General features: G+C 38.0%; 17 protein-coding genes. 10 read left to right on the top strand and 7 right to left on the bottom strand.

From position 1 onward, the window contains the following. The first annotated feature begins 88 nt into the window (after positions 1-88). Together L1283_RS23085 and L1283_RS23080 are read left to right on the top strand one after the other, a co-directional pair. The gene (locus L1283_RS23085) at positions 89-2227 is read left to right on the top strand and encodes a S46 family peptidase (protein WP_088160287.1); all 2139 of its coding nucleotides are present in this window, start codon (positions 89-91) and stop codon (positions 2225-2227) included. A gap of 118 nt (positions 2228-2345) precedes the next feature. Beyond that, positions 2346-2525 (top strand): histone H1, encoded by a 180-nt coding sequence (locus tag L1283_RS23080; protein ID WP_070562307.1) that lies wholly within the window; start codon positions 2346-2348, stop codon positions 2523-2525. Positions 2526-2584: 59 nt separating this feature from the next. Here the strand turns inward: L1283_RS23080 and L1283_RS23075 are convergent, their stop codons facing one another. The 7 genes from L1283_RS23075 to L1283_RS23045 form a co-directional block, all read right to left on the bottom strand. After that, entirely contained in the window at positions 2585-3376 is a 792-nt protein-coding gene (locus L1283_RS23075; RefSeq protein ID WP_429626478.1) for a GLPGLI family protein, read from the bottom strand. A gap of 1 nt (position 3377) precedes the next feature. Next, a complete protein-coding gene (locus L1283_RS23070; RefSeq protein WP_286851579.1) occupies positions 3378-6095 on the bottom strand; it encodes an outer membrane beta-barrel protein in 2718 nt (905 codons plus the stop codon). A gap of 252 nt (positions 6096-6347) precedes the next feature. Further along, on the bottom strand, positions 6348-7136 hold the full coding sequence (locus L1283_RS23065) for a GLPGLI family protein (RefSeq protein ID WP_286851578.1): 789 nt from the start codon (positions 7134-7136) through the stop codon (positions 6348-6350). 18 nt (positions 7137-7154) lie between these two features. Beyond that, entirely contained in the window at positions 7155-9878 is a 2724-nt protein-coding gene (locus L1283_RS23060) for an outer membrane beta-barrel protein (RefSeq protein WP_429626476.1), read from the bottom strand. A gap of 183 nt (positions 9879-10061) precedes the next feature. Continuing rightward, positions 10062-10415 (bottom strand): hypothetical protein, encoded by a 354-nt coding sequence (locus L1283_RS23055; protein WP_286851575.1) that lies wholly within the window; start codon positions 10413-10415, stop codon positions 10062-10064. Next, a complete protein-coding gene (locus L1283_RS23050; protein WP_088160282.1) occupies positions 10408-10959 on the bottom strand; it encodes an RNA polymerase sigma factor in 552 nt (183 codons plus the stop codon). The genes L1283_RS23055 and L1283_RS23050 overlap by 8 nt, the downstream gene beginning before the upstream one ends. Before the next feature lie 7 nt (positions 10960-10966). After that, positions 10967-11281: a hypothetical protein gene (locus tag L1283_RS23045; protein WP_145327816.1), complete on the bottom strand. Its 315-nt coding sequence runs from the start codon at positions 11279-11281 to the stop codon at positions 10967-10969. Between the two features lie 107 nt (positions 11282-11388). Here L1283_RS23045 and L1283_RS23040 point away from each other — a divergent pair, with 107 nt between their 5' ends. From L1283_RS23040 to L1283_RS23005, 8 genes are all read left to right on the top strand, one after another. Further along, on the top strand, positions 11389-12759 hold the full coding sequence (locus L1283_RS23040) for a dipeptidase (protein WP_286851573.1): 1371 nt from the start codon (positions 11389-11391) through the stop codon (positions 12757-12759). A gap of 61 nt (positions 12760-12820) precedes the next feature. Continuing rightward, positions 12821-13723 (top strand): LysR family transcriptional regulator, encoded by a 903-nt coding sequence (locus tag L1283_RS23035; protein WP_286896784.1) that lies wholly within the window; start codon positions 12821-12823, stop codon positions 13721-13723. A gap of 80 nt (positions 13724-13803) precedes the next feature. Next, complete coding sequence (locus L1283_RS23030) at positions 13804-14784, top strand: c-type cytochrome (RefSeq protein ID WP_286851570.1); 981 nt, start codon at positions 13804-13806, stop codon at positions 14782-14784. Between the two features lie 31 nt (positions 14785-14815). After that, the gene (locus L1283_RS23025; protein WP_286851569.1) at positions 14816-15286 is read left to right on the top strand and encodes a DsrE family protein; all 471 of its coding nucleotides are present in this window, start codon (positions 14816-14818) and stop codon (positions 15284-15286) included. A gap of 5 nt (positions 15287-15291) precedes the next feature. Continuing rightward, entirely contained in the window at positions 15292-16206 is a 915-nt protein-coding gene (locus L1283_RS23020) for a substrate-binding domain-containing protein (RefSeq protein WP_286851568.1), read from the top strand. 66 nt (positions 16207-16272) lie between these two features. Further along, the gene (locus L1283_RS23015) at positions 16273-17064 is read left to right on the top strand and encodes a lysophospholipid acyltransferase family protein (protein WP_286851567.1); all 792 of its coding nucleotides are present in this window, start codon (positions 16273-16275) and stop codon (positions 17062-17064) included. After that, a complete protein-coding gene (locus L1283_RS23010; protein ID WP_075991101.1) occupies positions 17046-17804 on the top strand; it encodes an ABC transporter ATP-binding protein in 759 nt (252 codons plus the stop codon). The genes L1283_RS23015 and L1283_RS23010 overlap by 19 nt, the downstream gene beginning before the upstream one ends. Positions 17805-17926: 122 nt before the next feature. Then, positions 17927-18148: a DUF2795 domain-containing protein gene (locus L1283_RS23005; protein ID WP_028072584.1), complete on the top strand. Its 222-nt coding sequence runs from the start codon at positions 17927-17929 to the stop codon at positions 18146-18148. Positions 18149-18194: the final 46 nt, after the last annotated feature.

Here is an 18194-nt window from a genome sequence, read left to right as displayed (position 1 = left end):
AAAAGCATATTATAAAGTCTAATATTTTGGTTTTTAAGAGAATTAAAGCATTTTTGTAGGGTATAAACAAACTTTTTATCAGGTTGATATGAAAAAATTATGGATGTGTTTGTTGTTCATCACAACAAGCTTTGCTGCATTTGCCGATGAGGGAATGTGGTTTTTAATGTATCTAAAGCGTCTGAATGAGTCAGATATGCAGAAAAAAGGGCTTCGCTTAAGTGCCGAAGAAATCTACAGCATTAACCACTCTAGCTTAAAAGATGCAATCGTACAATTCAATGGTGGCTGTACTGCTGAGATCGTTTCTGATCAAGGCTTGGTATTCACCAACCATCACTGTGGATATGGTGCTATTGCTGAACTTTCTACACCAGAAAATGATCATTTAACAAATGGTTTCTGGGCCAAATCCAAAAATGAAGAGTTAAAGCCTAAATCTTTGTCGGTTCGCTTTTTTGTGCGCATGGATGATGTTTCAAAACGAATCTTAGGTTTGGTCAACAACAAAATGGCTGAAGATGAACGAAAAAAAATCATTGCTGCTGAAATTGCCAAAATTCAAAAAGAGAATAGCGAAAATGGTAAATATGTGGTTGAAGTAAAATCATTCTACCAAGGCAACGAGTATTATTATTTTGTATACCAAGATTACAATGATGTCCGTTTGGTAGGAACACCCCCAAATAGCATTGGAAAATTTGGCGGTGATACGGATAACTGGGAATGGCCACGTCATACCGGAGATTTCTCAATTTTCCGCGTTTACGCCGATAAAAATGGTAATCCAGCAGAGTATGCACAAGATAATGTGCCTTTGAAACCTAAACATTTCCTACCTGTCAGCTTAAAAGGTGTTCAAGAAGGAGATTTCGCGATGATCTTAGGCTATCCAGGTCGTACCAATCGTTGGATGCCCGCTGGAGGAATCAATCAGAATGTTAAATTCGCTTATCCAGCTTGGGTAGAAGCTTCTAAAACAGGTATGGATGCCATGAAAAAATTCATGGATCAAGACCAAGCTGTAAAATTGAACTACGCTTCAAAATACTCTCAGGTAGCTAATTACTGGAAAAACCGTCAAGGAATGATTGATGCTTTGACATTACATAAAACTGCAGAATCTAAAGCAAAAGACGAAGCTAAATTTGACAAATGGGCAAATAAAGCTGCAAACAAAGCAGAATACGGTGATGTCATCAAAACAATCAACGAATTTTATGCTTCGACAAACGAGAAAGCTAGACATGACAACTATTTAATGGGCATGTTGCGTTCTAGTGCAATTGCAGCTTTACCGAACACAATTGGATCAGGTTTAGAAGTATATACTGCTGGAGATGAAGCAAGAAGAAATGCTATTCTTCCTCGTTTAAAATCTGCCATCGATGCAGGTTATGAAAAAATGTACATGCCGCTTGAAGAGCAAGTATTGATTGACGAATTGAATCTTTATGCTAAAAAAGCAGGAAATATTGCACCATATATTGCAGAATTGGCTGCTAAAAATAATGGTGACTTTACGGCTTATGTCAAAGAATCTGTGAAGAACAGCATCTTCGCTTCTGCTGAACGTTTGAACAATTACCTGGAGAACCCTAACGCTGAAATTTTAGCCAATGACCCATTGTATAAACTTTCTTCGGCCTTACTTAACAGATACCGTCAAGTAGATCCTAGCTGGAAAACACAAGACGACAAATTTGAAGGTGCTTATCGTAAATATGTCGCTGGGGTATTAGCGTCGAATCCAAAAGGTAAATTCTATCCAGATGCGAACAGTACGTTACGTTTAACTTACGGTTCGATCAAAGGCCTACCACAAGATCCTCGTAATGACGCTGACAAAAACTTTTACACGACGTTAAAAGGCACTATTGCGAAGTACAAAAAGGGCGACGAAGAGTTTGATTTACCACAACGTTTGATGGATTTGTACAATAATAAGGACTACGGTCGTTATGCCGACAAGAAAGGATATTTACCAGTGAACTTCCTAAGTGACAACGACATAACAGGCGGAAACTCAGGTTCACCAGTAATAAATGGCAACGGCGAATTAATTGGCCTAGCTTTTGATGGTAATATTGAAGCTATGGCTGGTGATGTGATCTTCGACCACAAGCTACAACGTACAATTTCAGTTGATATCCGTTATGTATTATTTATCATCGATAAATTTGCAGGAGCAACCAACATTATTGACGAACTTAAGATTGTTGAATAGTTTTTTTTAAGCTTTTTCGATAAAAAAAAACGAAATTTATTTTCTATTTGATTCGTTTTTGTATATTTAAGGAGTGTTTAGGAAAAACCATAAAAACTAAAATTATAATTATAAAAAAATGGAAAACTACGTAAAATTAAAAGAGTTAGTAGCTTCTATCGAAGCTGATGCAGACAAGTTCTTCAACAATGGTAATTCTGCAGCTGGTACACGTGTACGTAAAGGATTACAAGAAATCAAAACCTTAGCACAAGAACTTCGTAACGAAGTTACTGCTAAGAAAAACGACGGAAAATAGTTTTTTCGAAGTTAAACATAAAAAAGGCCTTTCAAATGAAAGGCCTTTTTTGTTGGCTTTTACAGAAATGTACAGGCCATCACCAAATTGTAAATCTTAATACCCAGGTAATCACCGAAAGAGGCCTTCAGTTTATCATAAACCTGCTGCCTGGTCAAGGGTTTATCTTTCTTCTTTAACAAGGTTGCCGATGAAGGGTTTACGGCTCCCAACTCAACCTTCGTTGCAAACATATTGTAATGCAGCTCTGGAACCGCCAAACCAAGGATCATCCCCGGTAGTCCATTAAAGGCCGAAGGACCTCCCGAAACAGGGATTTGATCCGTATAAAAAGCAACGGCATAGATGGAATCCAATACAAGTCCATTGGCCCTTCGGCAGGGATAACCTGCGATTTCACGGTATTCATTCGTGATTTTCCACTTGATCTTTAATGTCGAATCTGCCACGACAACTCGTTCCCCTCCTAACTCAAAGACAGAATTAAATGCTTTACTCTTCAAATTTTGATAGCCACTTATCCCTGACTCAAAAATTCCAGACCGCATCAGCCCGCTAACAACATCCGAATACTCTTCAGTAATATGTTCATAGAGGACCTCATCATTGGAAAATGTCAGTTTCTTTTTCAGCACCTGATTTTCGGGAGTCTGCTCCATCATTTCTTTGATCGAGTTACGTGTATCCTCGTCTTTTGCATAGGTTGCATAACGTTTGAGCAGGTTTTTAAGAAACACGGTTTTGTCATAGGTAATTGTTCCTTGCGTAGGAAAATAAGCATATTGTCCAAAAGCTGTGGCTCCCCAAAAAAAGAGCAGCAATAAGACGAGTAAATTTTTGATATCTTTCATTTTATTTCGATTTTACGAGCATTTTATTTATTTCCCAAGTCAGCTTAACCATATAATATCTACTGATTGTGTTGTATCGGCGTTCGGTCAATAGTGTCCCGTTTTGACTTCTGTCAAAACCCACATTCTGTTTGAGGAGGTCATTAACCATAAAGGTCAATTCCAACTTTTCATCTTTTCGGAATTTTTTTGATAATGCGGGACTCAGCACAAATCGTTCAAATTTTTTACTGTACACCGCTGTAGGAGCCTGATAATTGTAGCTAAAATCTGCCCGCACAATAAATTTAGCCGGAAGAAAGTACTTTAGGTTTCCTTCAGATGAAAACGTAAATCCCTTACTATCCTCCATTGCGCCAATAGAATTATCTTGGATAAGATAGCCTGGGGACAATTCAATACCAAAGTCCAAGCCTTTGGTAGTCGATCGCTGTAGACCATAATTTACCCCATAACGCTGCACCTTGGCATTCGCCAAAACAGTATTGACATAGTTATAATTGTTGCTGAAAGATACGGATGGTCCTCCCCCATGTCTCAATTGAAATTTTTTCCATAACTTGCCATAAAACATTGGCCTGATGCTAATTTGATTATTGCTATTATGATTCAAATTTCCCCAAACAAAGGTCGTTTTACCCAGTGAATCAATCGTTGTATTTTGCACCAATGCATTGTTTGTACGTGATGCACTTAAAAAGACACCTATAAACTTATCTTCCAATACAGAATAGGTTCTAAAGCTTAGGTTCAAATTATTGGTGTAAGATGGTTTCAAATTTTCATTACCTAAATATTCATTCAGCGGATCCAAGTTTGACCGCAGTGGCTGGATCTGATTTAAAGAGGGCAAACCATTGGTACCCTGATATTCCAAATTGATCGATTTATTTTTTTGTATTTCATAATTAACATCAACCACCGGATTATATACAAAAAATGATCGTGAAAGTCTCGAATTCTCCATACGGTTTAATTGCGACAGATTACTATTTTCGAACTTATTCGAGACATTGACCACTAGCTTTTCTAGGGGCTTGTAATTAATTGCGAAATTATAGGTGTTTTTTATCGTTTTATATAAGAAATCATTGCTATACAAACTATCTAGCCTATCAAAAGTACCGGTATTCTGATTTTTATCGAAAGACCTAACTGCGTTGTTATTTCTGTTGAGATTCAATCCATATTCGAAAGAAAGGATAATCTTTTTTGAAAGCGGTTCGGAATAAGCAAATTCACCCCCAGTGGAAAAAGAGCTATTTTTAACAAATTTCTTCTGGTCGAGAGTCGAATCTCTTTCAGCATTCCCTTCTTTGTAAAATCTAAGTTTAGAAAACAAATCTTGCTCACCATCCTGTTTATTGCCCGATGTAAAATAGTTGAATGATAACGAACGGCCTTTCTTTTTAAAACGTCTTACATAGAGTGCTGAGGCATTATACTGTTCTGACCTAGAATCGTTCTTAAACTTTCGCATGTTATCGTTGATCTTTTGATCAAATTGATTAACAGTAGTTGATTGTGTCTCTGAAGAACTATTATCATGCCTTTTGTTTGCACCTGCCCAAACCGTTAAATCCGACATGGAATCGACCTTAAATTCATATTTCAAACCAATATTATGCTTTCTGTTTTCATTTGACGCCAACGTGCTGCTGTTGCTAGTCAATATCGTGTCGCGTGCCGCATTGCGTGTGAACACGCTGCGATCCAAATCAACATCGGATCGGATATGCTTATAGTCGATCCGCCAAGCATGTTTTTTGTTAGCGGTTTTATCTGAATATAGAAATCCCGTATTCAAGGACTTAGGAATACCTTCACCATTAAAATTATCGCCTCTATCGTAGTCTCCCCCCATGCTTGATACTTCCTCATAACTGAGCCCACTCTTGCCTGTATTACTTGCAATCAAATAAGCCGAAGCTTTAAACGATTGATTAAAATAGTTCAAAAAGCCCTGTCCAGCGTAGAATTTATCACTACCTCCACCAACATCCACTTTGCCGAATATTCCACGTCTAGCTTCCTCTTTTAACTTCACGTTGATTGTCTGTGTACGTTCACCATCATCAATCCCTGTTTTCTCAGCCTTATCAGACTTCTTTTCATAGACCTGAATTTTATCAACCATATCAGAACGAATATTCCGGCTTACTAAAATGGGATCGTCACCAAAGAACTCCTCCCCGTCAACAAGCATTTTCTTCACTGTTTTTCCTTGGGCAGTAATCTTTCCAGAGGCATCGACGGTAATCCCAGGTAATACTTTCAACAAATCTTCAACTTTGGCGTTTTTTTCCACTTTAAAACTTCCAGCATCATATTCCGTTGTATCACCCTTGATACTAATGGGCACCCGTCCCATAACAATGACTTCCTCCAGCAAGGTTGCGCTGCTGGTCATTCCAATAGACATGTTACTGTAATGCTGCCCTGGCAGGATCTCCGCGTAATATTCACCGTATTTCGGATAGGTTACAATGATAAAATATTGTCCAGTATCAGGCCGCTCAAGAGAGAACTTACCATTTTCATCCGAACGGGCAAAATTGGTCAAAATGGAATCTTTAGCTGTCAACAACATAATTGTTGCATTATGCAGCTTAAGCTGATCTTTTACATCAGTGATTTTTCCTTCAATCCGGGATTGAGCATGAACTATTCCGCAGAAACAGAATAAAATAAGTAAAAGTAGTTGCCCCACTCTTTTCATAATATGGTTTGGATAGTATATAATTATATAAATAATAAAATTCGTGCACAAAACTAATATTTTGTTTCAGTTAATTTAAGTTTATCTCAAAAAAAATACACGTAATAAAAAGACATTCAAAAACAAAACAAAACACTGATTAACAACCTAATACAAATTAAAAATCATAAAAAAAGCTCTTCAAAAGAAGAGCTTTTTTATCTAAACAGTTAGAAATACACAACATATTATGTGAACAGCATGCTGTGATCTTTATAAATTGCCAAGTTCCATAATAAATTGAACAGTTTCTTTATTCATGTGTTGAGACAGCACACCTGTAATCTGATCTGTCATGGCCTTTCTTGTCATTCGTTTTACCTTCGTATTCTCAAATTTCTTTTTGTCCATCACAACTGTGTTGCTGAGTTCAACTTTTGTTGCAAAATAAGAAACGTGCTGACTAGGTACAACCAAGCCTAAAATCATTCCCGGAAGACCATTGATGGACTCTGGACCGCCACTGATAGGAATTTCATTGCAGTAGTATCCAATGACATAAATGGAGTCCGGGGTAATACCATTGGCTCTTCTGCAATTGTAGCCAGCGATCTCACGGTATTCATCTGTGATTTTCCATTTGATACGCTTCATGGAATCCTGAACGATGATTTTTTCACCTACGATATCGTTGTATCTCAAAAAGGATCGGTTGGACATATTTGAAAGTGTTGCTGCATCAAAGTCTAGCGCAAGCATCATAATATACTGCTTAATCTCTGCATCCAGGCTCTCGTCTTTTACCGACTCGAACAAAGTTTCCGTAGTATTGAATTTCATTGACTTCTTTAACACGGCACTTTCTGGTAATCTCGGTACTATACGCTCAAAAAACTGTTTTGAGTTATCATCGGCCTTAGCGATGAATTTTTTACTTACGATATTCTTCATATACATCGTCTTATCGTAGGAAATAGTTCCCGATCGACCAAACAATGTATACTGTGCTTTAAGACCTAAGGCTGAACAACAGAAGAAGAGAAAAAAGATATATTTTAACATTGTATTTCGCTTAATATTTTATAAAAACATTTTTGTAAAATCCCATGATAGTTTAAGCATATAATATCTGCGTATCGTATCATATCGACGTTGGGTAAAGACAGAAGTCGATGCCGAACGACTAAAGCCTTTGTTCTGGTTAAGAACATCGTTGATCATAAAATCCAACACCAACGATTCATTTTTCAGGAATTTCTTGCTTACACCTGGATGCAACAAAAACTGCTCAAACTTCTCATCAAAAGCTTTGGTGGCCGCCTCGTAGGAGTAGGTATAATTGGTATAAACCTTAAATGTTTTGTTGAAAAAATACTCCACACTTCCGTTGGAAGCGAAAACAAAACCATTACTGTTGGTATTGCGTTCCAAACTTGATTTCATCAAACGATATTGTGGACTAAAATTCAGGTCAAAATTTAAACCTGTCTTGGTATCTCTCTTGAAATTATACGTAAAATTAAAGTTCGTCGTATTTACTTTATTCAATTGGTGATTGAACATATTATAATTATCACTCATATTCACATAAAACTGTGGCGAGTTGGACAGGCCAAGTTTTTTGCTCAGCTTGAAATAAACTCCGGACCACACATTCAGGGAAGTATTTGTCTTACCATCAACATTATTCCAAGTATATGTATTAATCCCTTTTAGGGTATCAATATTCTGCGTAATCGGGTTCTTTTCGGTAGAGATATTACCACCGACATAAACATAGTTTCCGGTCAACACACGGAACGAATTATAATTCAGATTTAATGAGTTTCTAAATGATGGTTTTAAGTTTTCATTTCCCAAATAGCGATTAATCTGGTCTGAGTTATCCAAGATCGGTTGGATCTGGCTTAAAGAAGGTAATTGATTTTTACCGGTATAGTTCATCCATAACCCCTTAGTTTTTGTAAAGGAATAACCTGCACTTACATTTGGATTATACGTAAAGTAACTTCTTGTAATCCCCTCGCTTGTATAGTTATTGAACTGTTTCAATTTGTCATTATTGAAATTATTAGCCACAGTGAACTTAAATTTTTCAGTTGTATGAACTACAGCCAATTTGTACCTATTGCTGCTTCTATCAAAATCGTAGTTATTACTGAAACGACGATCCAATTGAGTATAATTTCCGGCTCCATCAATATTGAAAGACTCCACGATGGAACTACTATTACTTTGCTCAATTCCTGTTCCCACAACAATATTCCAAATTTTGGATAAAGGTTCGGTATAAGAAATTGAAGCGCTTAGCACGTCACTTGTATTGTTACGCACCTTACTTTGATCTGTAGTTGAGTCTGTTTTTAAGCTATAATTTCTCAGGTCGGAATTTAAATGTCCAGTACCTTTCATCTCATTTCTTTTCCATTGACCATCAAATGTAAAAGAACGTCCTTTTTTCTTGAATTTGTGCGTAAAATAAGTACTAAAATTGAACTCGTTGATATTATTTTTCACCAATTCTCGCGTATTCTCAGCAATAGTTGTATCTGCATTTTGGCCGAACTGATAAGCCTCACGCTTGTTATCTGACCAAAGATTCTTTCTTGATGCCCCGCCTCGTATGGTTAAGAGATTTAACGAATCTAATTTCAGGTCATATTTCAGATTCGCACGATGCTGGTCATTTTCAGAATCTACATTCTTCACTGATTTGTTATTGATCAAACCGGTCGTAATCGTTTCATCATTTCCATCGCTGCTCAATCTTCCGTATTTATAGTTAATGTTGACTGTATGTTTATCCTTATCAAATTTATCCGAGAAGTTAACGCCCGAATTTATAGCCTTAGGTACACCAATAACCCCTTGTCCAGAAAAAGGATCCGTAAAATTAGACCAGCTCATTGATCCGTCATCACCATAGGAAACACCTGAATCACCACCATACTTTTGTGCATCCTGCCAGTTCATACTCGTGGTACCATTATTACCGAAAAGCCCATAAACTGATATTTTCTGCGATCCCTTAAACTTGTTCAACATCAATTGCCCCATATAATAGTCGTCGGTTCCACCGCCAAGAAGCGCTTTTCCGAACATGCCATTTTTAGAGCCTTCTTTTAGCTTTACATTGATCGTTTGCTCACGCTGACCGTCATCCACTCCTGTTCGCTCTGCCTGCTCGGATTTTTTCTCGTATACCTGAACTTTATCCACCATATCCGATCGGATATTTCGTGTCACCAGTGTCGGATCATCACCGAAAAATTCCTCACCATCTACCAATACTTTTTTGACTGTTTTACCTTGTGCAGTAATCTTTCCAGATGCATCAACCGTGATGCCAGGCAAAGCTTTCAACAGGTCTTCAACCTTGGCATTCTTCTCAACTTTAAAACTGCCGGCATCATATTCTGTGGTATCACCTTTAATTGTAATTGGGATGCGTCCAGTAACGATGACTTCTTGTAATAATGTGGCTGTATTTGTTAGGCCAATAGCCAATTTGGAGTAATCCACGCCAGATTGAATCTCTGTATAAAAATCGCCATACTTGGGATAACTCACAATCAGCACGTAAGCTCCTGTATCGGGCTTGGCTAAGGCAAACAGACCATTTTCATCAGATCTCGTAAAGCCTGTTAATATGGAATCTTTAGCGGTCAACAGCATAACTGTTGCGTCTGATAACTTTAGTTGGTCCTTTACATCACTTATTTTTCCAGCAATCTTGGATTGGCCCAAAGCCAAACCAGGAATAGCAAAAATGAAAAATAAGAGAATTTGTAAAACTCTTTTCATAAAATTGTTGGATAGTAAATTAATATCAATATAACATTAGTAGATAAAACCAATGTTTTGTTACAGTAAATTTAATTTTATTTCTTAAAAAATGGATTTTGGTTCATAGTTCCCCTTTCGAGCAAAATAAGAGGTCCTTTTTACAGCAGCTCAGATCCGATGTATTCATACAAAAGATCTTCACTATACCTGATAATGCCTCTTCTCTTGCATATTGATCAAACGCCACAACTGAAGACAGAAAAAGCATATCAAAACAGCAAAAGATAACTGGCCACCAATCTCACTATAATTTTTAAGATCCGGGGCAATGTCTGCAACTTGAATTTTGGCCATCAGATAATTATTGAACATCATGCCACAAACAGTCCCAAGAAGAAAAAATGTAATCGCATACTTTTTATTTGACAGGGCTCTCTCTTTATCTTTCTCGAGCGCAGCGATACCGTTCATGATACGTTGTTCAAAATCGTCAAATGGCATTTCTATTTTACTCATTTGCATAACTTTTTTGAATTTTTCCTGTTCCTTATCCATAATACTCTGCTTTTTTAATTAACTGACTTAAAATGATCTGCATATTTTTACGGGCCCGGTGCAAGATCACTTTGGTATTCGCTAATGTCCAGCCCATAATCTCTTTAATTTCATCCATCGACTGTTCTTCGAGATAGAACAACCGTAATGCAACAGACTCGCGAGCGGGCAGAATAGTGAGTGCATCGTTGATCATTTCTTTTCTTTCGTGATCGATTATTTCATCCAATACGGAATCTTCATGCGACATGTCATGGTGGGATAGATCAAAATTGACCAACTCCAGTTTCTTATGACGAATGGCATTAAAAGCAACATGCACAACAATTCGGTAAAACCATGTACTAAATTTCGATTTCCCTTTAAAGGAAGACAGCGATTGATAGCATTTTATAAATGCATCCTGAACGGCATCTTCTGCCAAATGCTCTTCCTTTACAATAGAAAGAGCGACAGAAAATGCCATATCCTTATACGTTTTTATAAAATAACGATAGGATTCCACATCGCCTGATAGAACTTTTCGAATATAGATTTCATCCATTGGCGGGTTAAATATCGCGTTTTTTATCCAATCGGTTAGCAATTATCATTGCAACACCCGCAGAAATAATCAAAATTGCGACAGCAAGTGAATCTGGCAAATCAGTGTTCATGTAGTTGTCCAAAATTCCCACAATGAATAATCCTATTCCTATACCAAGTACTAAAATCCCGGGCTTTTGCCAATCTAGTGACTCTCTTTTCTTATTTTCACCTGGAATCTGTACAGCCACACTCCGATACCGCATAATAAAATAAACACACAACGTGATACATGTAAATAGTCCGATTCCTAAAATGGCCCCTACTGATTGCTTTTCCATAATTATTTGAATTAGTTTTTACATTAGTCGCAGCCTTTCCCGAAAAGGTTACAACAAATTGAGTTAAATGTCTCGATTTGTGTAAATTTGTTTCAAACACAAACAATATGCAAAACATTAAAGAATATGTAGAAGCAAACAAGCAACGTTTTTTGGATGAGTTGTTTGATTTATTGCGTTTACCATCAGTAAGTGCCGATCCTAAATTTAAAGGAGATGTTGAAAAAACTGCTGAATTTGTTGCTCAGAAATTGCGTGAAGCCGGAGCCGACAATGTAGAAGTTTGTCCTACCGCTGGTAATCCAATCGTTTATGGAGAAAAAATTATCGATCCGGCACTTCCTACAGTGTTGACATATGGTCATTACGACGTACAACCTGCTGATCCATACGAGTTGTGGGATACCCCTCCTTTCGAACCGACGGTCCGTGATGGCAAAATCTATGCACGTGGTTCTGCCGATGATAAAGGTCAGTTTTATATGCATGTAAAAGCCTTCGAATACATGATTAAAAATGATGCATTAGCATGCAACATCAAATTTATGATTGAGGGTGAAGAGGAAGTGGGCTCAGTCAATTTGGGCACATTTGTTAAAGAAAATACAGAAAGACTGAAAGCTGATGTTATTGTTATTTCCGATACATCGATGATCAGCATGGCTCAACCATCGTTAGAAACTGGCTTACGTGGACTTTCTTATGTTGAAGTTGAAGTTACAGGGCCTAATAGAGATTTACACTCCGGCGTATATGGTGGAGCAGTAGCCAATCCGGCGACGATATTAGCAAAACTGATTGCATCATTACATGACGAAAATAATCATATCGCTATCCCTGGATTTTATGATGATGTTGTCGAATTGACGGCTGAAGAACGTAAAGCATTAAATGAAGCACCTTTTGACATTGAAGCATACAAAACTGACCTGGGTATCCAAAATATCTGGGGAGAAAAGGGTTTCACAACATTAGAACGCACCGGTATTCGCCCAACCTTAGAAGTAAATGGTATTTGGGGTGGTTATATCGGTGAAGGCGCCAAAACAGTATTGCCTTCAAAAGCGAATGCAAAAATTTCAATGCGTCTTGTACCAAACCAAAACTCTCACCGTATTACGGAGCGTTTCAAAAAACATTTTGAATCTATTGCACCAGATTATGTGAAAGTAGAAGTTAAACCTCATCATGGTGGTGAACCTGTCGTCACACCGACCGACAGTGTTGCTTACAAAGCGGCAGAAAAAGCCCTACATGACACCTTTGGTGTTAAACCTATCCCAACGCGTGGTGGTGGTTCAATTCCAATCGTCGCTCTTTTTGAAGAAGTATTGGGTTTAAAGACTGTACTCTTAGGCTTCGGACTAGATAGTGACAACCTACACTCTCCCAATGAAAAGTATGGTATTGAGAATTACCTTATGGGAATATCAACAATTCCTTTATTTCATAAATATTACGCGGAACTAAGCAAATAATTTAGTTTTTCATTAGATAAAGGGTTATTTTTAAATTTTAGAAATAACCCTTTATCGTTTTATGGATTTTGATTTTCGTTTAATTGTATTTTACACTGCGGCTCAGCACCTTAATTTCACCAAAACGGCTTCGGCCCTTTTCATCTCACAACCAGCCGTAAGCAAAAACATCCAAGAACTAGAGAAGAAACTTAGCGTACCACTCTTCGAAAGAAAGGGCAACAATCTTAATTTAACCGATTCAGGTCAAATTCTCTATAAATATGCCCAACAGATTATCAATCTGTATAATCAGGCGGGCCAAGAAATACAGGAGTTGCAGGAAGTGCGAAAAGGAAATCTGGTCTTAGGAGCCAGCACAACCATCTCCCAATATGTTTTACCTGCTCTGCTTGCCGATTTTCTATCCCAATATCCCAACAACCGTATCCAGTCTTTTCAATCCAATAGCCGCAGTATTGAGGAGCAGCTTATCGACAAAACATTGGATTTAGGTATCACGGAGGGGTCTACCGACAACCGGGCGCTGAAATACATTCCTTTTATGAAGGATGAGCTAGTTCTGGTCACAAATAGCCAAAACCCACTATTAGCTCAATTAAAAAATCCAATATTATCCGATATCACGCGCTTACCTTTGGTACTACGCGAGCAGGGCTCAGGTACACGAACAATTATTGAGAATGCACTAAAAGATAAAAGCATTAATCTATCCGAAGTACAGATAGAAATGATCTTGCCTTCAACAGAGAGTATCAAAGGCTACCTTGCTCGTCGCAACAGCTTTGCTTTTTTATCTATTCATACAGTGCAAAAAGAAGTGTTAAATAATCTATTGACCATTGTTGATATTCCACAATTGACAATAGAACGTTATTTCTATTTTACCCATTTATATGGAGGCCTTGCCGGTACGCCCAACCAGTTTCTGCAATTCTGTTTGCGGCAAAACTTCAAGTTATAACCAAATGTTATATCTCATAAACAAACTTCGTTTTAATTCCAGATTTGAGGCGGCTAGATTTGTACAAATGAATTAGCGTAATGGAATATAAAAAACTAACAGATTATTTAAAGGCACTCAGCTGGATCATTGTAGCATTGGTTATTACATGTACGACCTTATGTGTATTTCCACTAAAACATGAGGAAAACAAAAAGCAAACAGATTCTCTTGAAATGCGCAACGACTCGCTTATTACGCACGTTTCCCAATTTAAGGAAATCTCATTCAAAGATAATCCCGAAGGTAAAATGGCCAGTTATGGTGAAAAGCTAATCAAAAATACATACGATTATTTCTATGATGGGGAGGTCAAAATCGGGAACAAGCTTGCCTGCAGCAGCTGCCATCTCAATGGAGGCACAAAGGCTTTTGCCGCCCCTTATGTCGGGCTCACCAATGTCTTTCCAACCTATATTGGACGAGAAAATAAGGTTGAATCACTTGAAGAGCGCATCAACGGTTGCTTTGAGAGAAGCATGAACGGCCGAGCCATTCCTGAAAATAGCAAGGAAATGAGAGCCATTATCACCTATATTAAAAACATCAGCATAAATACAGTTAATAAAGGTCGGTTGGCAGGCCAAGGATTTATAAAAATGGATATTCCCAACCGTGCTGCGGACTTGAAACATGGTCAATTGGTCTTTGAGAATAAATGTACAAGTTGCCATGGAAAGGATGGTCAGGGGCTACCACAAACAGCGGGAAAAGGATATCAATATCCACCCTTATGGGGAAAAGACAGCTACAATGATGGTGCTGGAATGGCACGATTGCTTACCGCGGCTCGTTTTATCAAAGCTAATATGCCTTTAGGCGCAACTTATGATGCACCTCAATTGAAAGACGACGAGGCCTATGATGTCGCAGCATATATCAATTCTTTCGATAGACCTCAAAAAACAAACAAGCAATTGGACTATCCTAATCTAAGCAAAAAACCCAAAGATAGCCCCTATCCACCTTATGCCGATAACGTTAGTATAGAACAACATAAACTCGGACCTTTTAATTTTTAAACATAAATTCCCCATTAAATCAATAATAAATATGAAAAAACAATTTACAATCGCTTGCATTTTAGTAGCGATAATGACTATTCAAGCGAAAGCACAGGACAATAAATTGTTGCTCAATAACCATCAGTATAGCGGTGCCGTTGCTAAGAAAAAAGCGTATAAAGCCATTTATCAGCTGGACAGCAATGATCCAAAAACAATTGAAAAAGCAATCCGTAATATTAACAATGTTTTGAAAGACCCACGGTTAAAAGGACACTTACAGATTGAGTTGGTTGCATTTTCCGGTGGTACCGAAGCTTACCTAAAAAAGAACAGCCAATATGAGAAACCTTTGAAAGACCTCGTCGAGAAAGGCGTTATCGTAGCCCAGTGCCTGAATACGTTGGAAGAGAAACATATTGCCAAAGAAGGACTATTTGATTTTATAGGCTATGTTCCTAGCGGAAATGGTGAATTAATCTTAAGAGCAAATGAAGGTTGGGTTATCGTTAAACCATAAGTATAATGAAAAATTTTCTACTGCTTGGTCTAACTATAGCATTATTGGGAGCGCAGGAAATTAAGGCACAAGAACATCGTTTTGATCCCCCCTGGAATAATCCACCAGAATCGGCTCTAAATTTTACGGTACCCGGGATAGACAATATTCCAGATTTATATGGTGATATCGAGAATCCGCAGCTTACTGTCTTTTTCGCTGGCAATCAATTTATGGTTGTCGATGATCTACTTGCATCATTCAAAAAAGAATACCCACAATACGAACGTATTTTTGTTGAAACCCTGCCGCCGGGCATTTTAGCTAAACAGATTAAAGGCGGATCAATCACGATAGGCAATCTACGTATTACGCATAAGCCCGATATTTACACAGCGAGCAAACGAGCGATCAACGAGATGGCAGATTACTTCAGCCATACACAGGTTTATTGCTACAACAATATCTGTTTGATGATTCCAAAAGGAAATCCCGCTAATATCAGAACATTGAATGACCTGGGGAATGACAAAGTTCGTATCAGCATGCCCAATCCCCAATGGGAAGGAATTGGCGAGCAGATCAAAGCATCTTATAAAAAAGCCGGGGGCGAACAACTCGTCACGAAAATCATGGATGATAAGGTCAAAGATGGCAGCACTTATCTGACCAAGATCCACCATCGCGAAAGCCCCATGCGAATATTGTATGGACAGGCCGATGCGGCTCCCGTTTGGGCTTCTGAAGTCGTTTACCAAAAACTAATTGGCCATCCAGTTGAAGGGATCACCATTCCTGATGCGCAAAATACAACTGCAACTTACGTCGCTGCAAAACTGAAAAACGCACCCCATGCGCAGGCTGCAGATGACTTTTTAAAATTCATGGACTCACCAACGGCCAAGAATATTTACAAGAAATATGGTTTCACAGTAGAATAAAAAAGAAAATGGATAATTAATTATCCATTTTCTTTCTTTACTTTAGGTCAAAATTAGTTGACTTGTATGATTCTATTGCTCAAAAAACTCCATCGGTATTGGTATTTTATCAGCGTTCTACTTGTTTTTCTTCTGTTTTTCCCTTATATCTATTTTTTAGCACGACGTCCCGAAAAAAACTATGCTAGAATCGCCCGTATGCGACGCTGGGTATCAGTTGGTGGTTCGTCCCTAGCTGGTGTATTTTTTAAGGTGAGCTATGAATCAAAAATAGATTGGAACCGTTCCATGGTATTGTGTCCCAATCATACTTCGGTCTTGGATATAACGGCCCTCACCTATTTGTGCCCAGCTCCTTTTTCATTTATCGGAAAAGCTTCATTGCTTAAAAATCCGGTTACACGTATTTTTTTCAAAACAATAGATATCCCCGTCACAAGAAGAAGTAAAGTTTCTTCTTTCAAGGCCTTCCAACGTGCCAATGAACTCGTCCGAAATGGTAGAAGTGTCGTTATCTTTCCAGAAGGAAAAATCGATGATGGTTTCCCCCCGCAGATTCACGCATTTAAATCCGGAGCCTTTCGAATCGCTATTCAAAATGACGTTCCCACAGTGCCCATTATCATAGAAAATGCCTGGGATATCTTTTTCGATGACGGCTCGAAAAGGGGATCTCGCCCAGGAATAGTTAAAATCCATGTATTCAACCCGATAGAAACTAAAGATTTTAACGATGATAATGCATCGGAACTAGAAAAAGTTGTATACGACAAAATGCATTCCTATTGGATTATGAAGAATAAATCGTATTTTCATAACCTAGAGAACCTCCAAAAAATATGTCAGGAAAGATCTTAATCGAAATCAAGGATATTGCTAGAGAATACCAAATTGGTGCGGAAACAATTCATGCCTTAAGCTCCGTTACACTCAACATCCATAAAGGAGAATTTGTGGCCTTAATGGGGCCTTCAGGATCAGGCAAATCCACGTTAATGAACATTCTCGGTTGCTTGGATACGCCAAGCCGAGGAGAATATATCCTCAATGGGATTAATGTGAGTGACATGACTGACGATGAACTCGCCGAAGTAAGGAACAAAGAAATTGGTTTTGTCTTTCAAACTTTTAACCTCTTACCAAAGAATACAGCACTTGAAAATGTTGCGCTTCCCCTAATTTACGCGGGCTATAATAAAGTTAGACGTGAGGAAAAAGCTACTGCAGCATTGGAAAGTGTCGGCTTAGGGCATCGTATGGATCATAGACCTAATGAACTATCGGGTGGACAACGACAACGTGTTGCTGTTGCAAGAGCATTGATCAACGATCCTTCCATTATACTTGCCGATGAGCCAACAGGAAACCTTGACACCAAAACGTCCATTGAAATTATGGGCCTACTGGAGGAAATTCACTCCAAGGGTAATACCATTATTCTAGTCACACATGAAGAGGATATCGCATTACATGCACACCGTATTGTACGCATGCGAGATGGCTTGATCGAAAATGATTATCCAAACCCAGAAATCAAATCAGTGTCACCAAGACTTGATGCGTTAAACGAAAAGGGAAGTGACTTTGAGAATATCTAAAAATATTATAACACTAAAAATCAACAACTTATATTAATACAGCAAAAATAACACGTGATTTACTTGCTTAAGTTAAATTAAATCATAGTTTTGCGAAAATAGAGAACTTAAATTGTTTTTATATGTATTGGACATTAGAATTAGCTTCGCATCTAGAAGATGCACCATGGCCAGCAACAAAAGATGAATTAATCGATTACGCTATTCGTTCGGGTGCACCTGTTGAGGTGATTGAAAACTTACAATCTCTTGAGGACGATGGTGAGCCATATGAAAATATCGAAGAAATTTGGCCCGACTATCCAACAAAAGACGATTTCTTCTTCAATGAAGATGAATACTAAAAAATAAAAAACGCCTTTATTCAAAAGGCGTTTTTTATTAAAGGCA

Origin of the sequence: Sphingobacterium sp. HSC-15S19, assembly GCF_050433745.1 — a bacterium.
GTDB classification, from domain to species: domain Bacteria; phylum Bacteroidota; class Bacteroidia; order Sphingobacteriales; family Sphingobacteriaceae; genus Sphingobacterium; species Sphingobacterium siyangense.
Note: the sequence above shows the minus strand (reverse complement) of the source record. Positions and strands in the feature narration are given on the sequence as shown.

Bases quoted from the DNA above. Each gene is read 5' to 3' on its own strand.
- L1283_RS23025 (WP_286851569.1), top strand. From the start codon at position 14,816: ATGAAAAAACAATTTACAATCGCTTGCATTTTAGTAGCGATAATGACT.
- L1283_RS23030 (WP_286851570.1), top strand. From the start codon at position 13,804: ATGGAATATAAAAAACTAACAGATTATTTAAAGGCACTCAGCTGGATC.
- L1283_RS23020 (WP_286851568.1), top strand. From the start codon at position 15,292: ATGAAAAATTTTCTACTGCTTGGTCTAACTATAGCATTATTGGGAGCG.
- L1283_RS23070 (WP_286851579.1), bottom strand. From the start codon at position 6,095: ATGAAAAGAGTGGGGCAACTACTTTTACTTATTTTATTCTGTTTCTGC.
- L1283_RS23080 (WP_070562307.1), top strand. From the start codon at position 2,346: ATGGAAAACTACGTAAAATTAAAAGAGTTAGTAGCTTCTATCGAAGCT.
- L1283_RS23055 (WP_286851575.1), bottom strand. From the start codon at position 10,415: ATGGATAAGGAACAGGAAAAATTCAAAAAAGTTATGCAAATGAGTAAA.
- L1283_RS23075 (WP_429626478.1), bottom strand. From the start codon at position 3,376: ATGAAAGATATCAAAAATTTACTCGTCTTATTGCTGCTCTTTTTTTGG.
- L1283_RS23040 (WP_286851573.1), top strand. From the start codon at position 11,389: ATGCAAAACATTAAAGAATATGTAGAAGCAAACAAGCAACGTTTTTTG.
- L1283_RS23050 (WP_088160282.1), bottom strand. From the start codon at position 10,959: ATGGATGAAATCTATATTCGAAAAGTTCTATCAGGCGATGTGGAATCC.
- L1283_RS23010 (WP_075991101.1), top strand. From the start codon at position 17,046: ATGTCAGGAAAGATCTTAATCGAAATCAAGGATATTGCTAGAGAATAC.
- L1283_RS23035 (WP_286896784.1), top strand. From the start codon at position 12,821: ATGGATTTTGATTTTCGTTTAATTGTATTTTACACTGCGGCTCAGCAC.
- L1283_RS23015 (WP_286851567.1), top strand. From the start codon at position 16,273: ATGATTCTATTGCTCAAAAAACTCCATCGGTATTGGTATTTTATCAGC.
- L1283_RS23085 (WP_088160287.1), top strand. From the start codon at position 89: ATGAAAAAATTATGGATGTGTTTGTTGTTCATCACAACAAGCTTTGCT.
- L1283_RS23005 (WP_028072584.1), top strand. From the start codon at position 17,927: ATGTATTGGACATTAGAATTAGCTTCGCATCTAGAAGATGCACCATGG.
- L1283_RS23045 (WP_145327816.1), bottom strand. From the start codon at position 11,281: ATGGAAAAGCAATCAGTAGGGGCCATTTTAGGAATCGGACTATTTACA.
- L1283_RS23060 (WP_429626476.1), bottom strand. From the start codon at position 9,878: ATGAAAAGAGTTTTACAAATTCTCTTATTTTTCATTTTTGCTATTCCT.
- L1283_RS23065 (WP_286851578.1), bottom strand. From the start codon at position 7,136: ATGTTAAAATATATCTTTTTTCTCTTCTTCTGTTGTTCAGCCTTAGGT.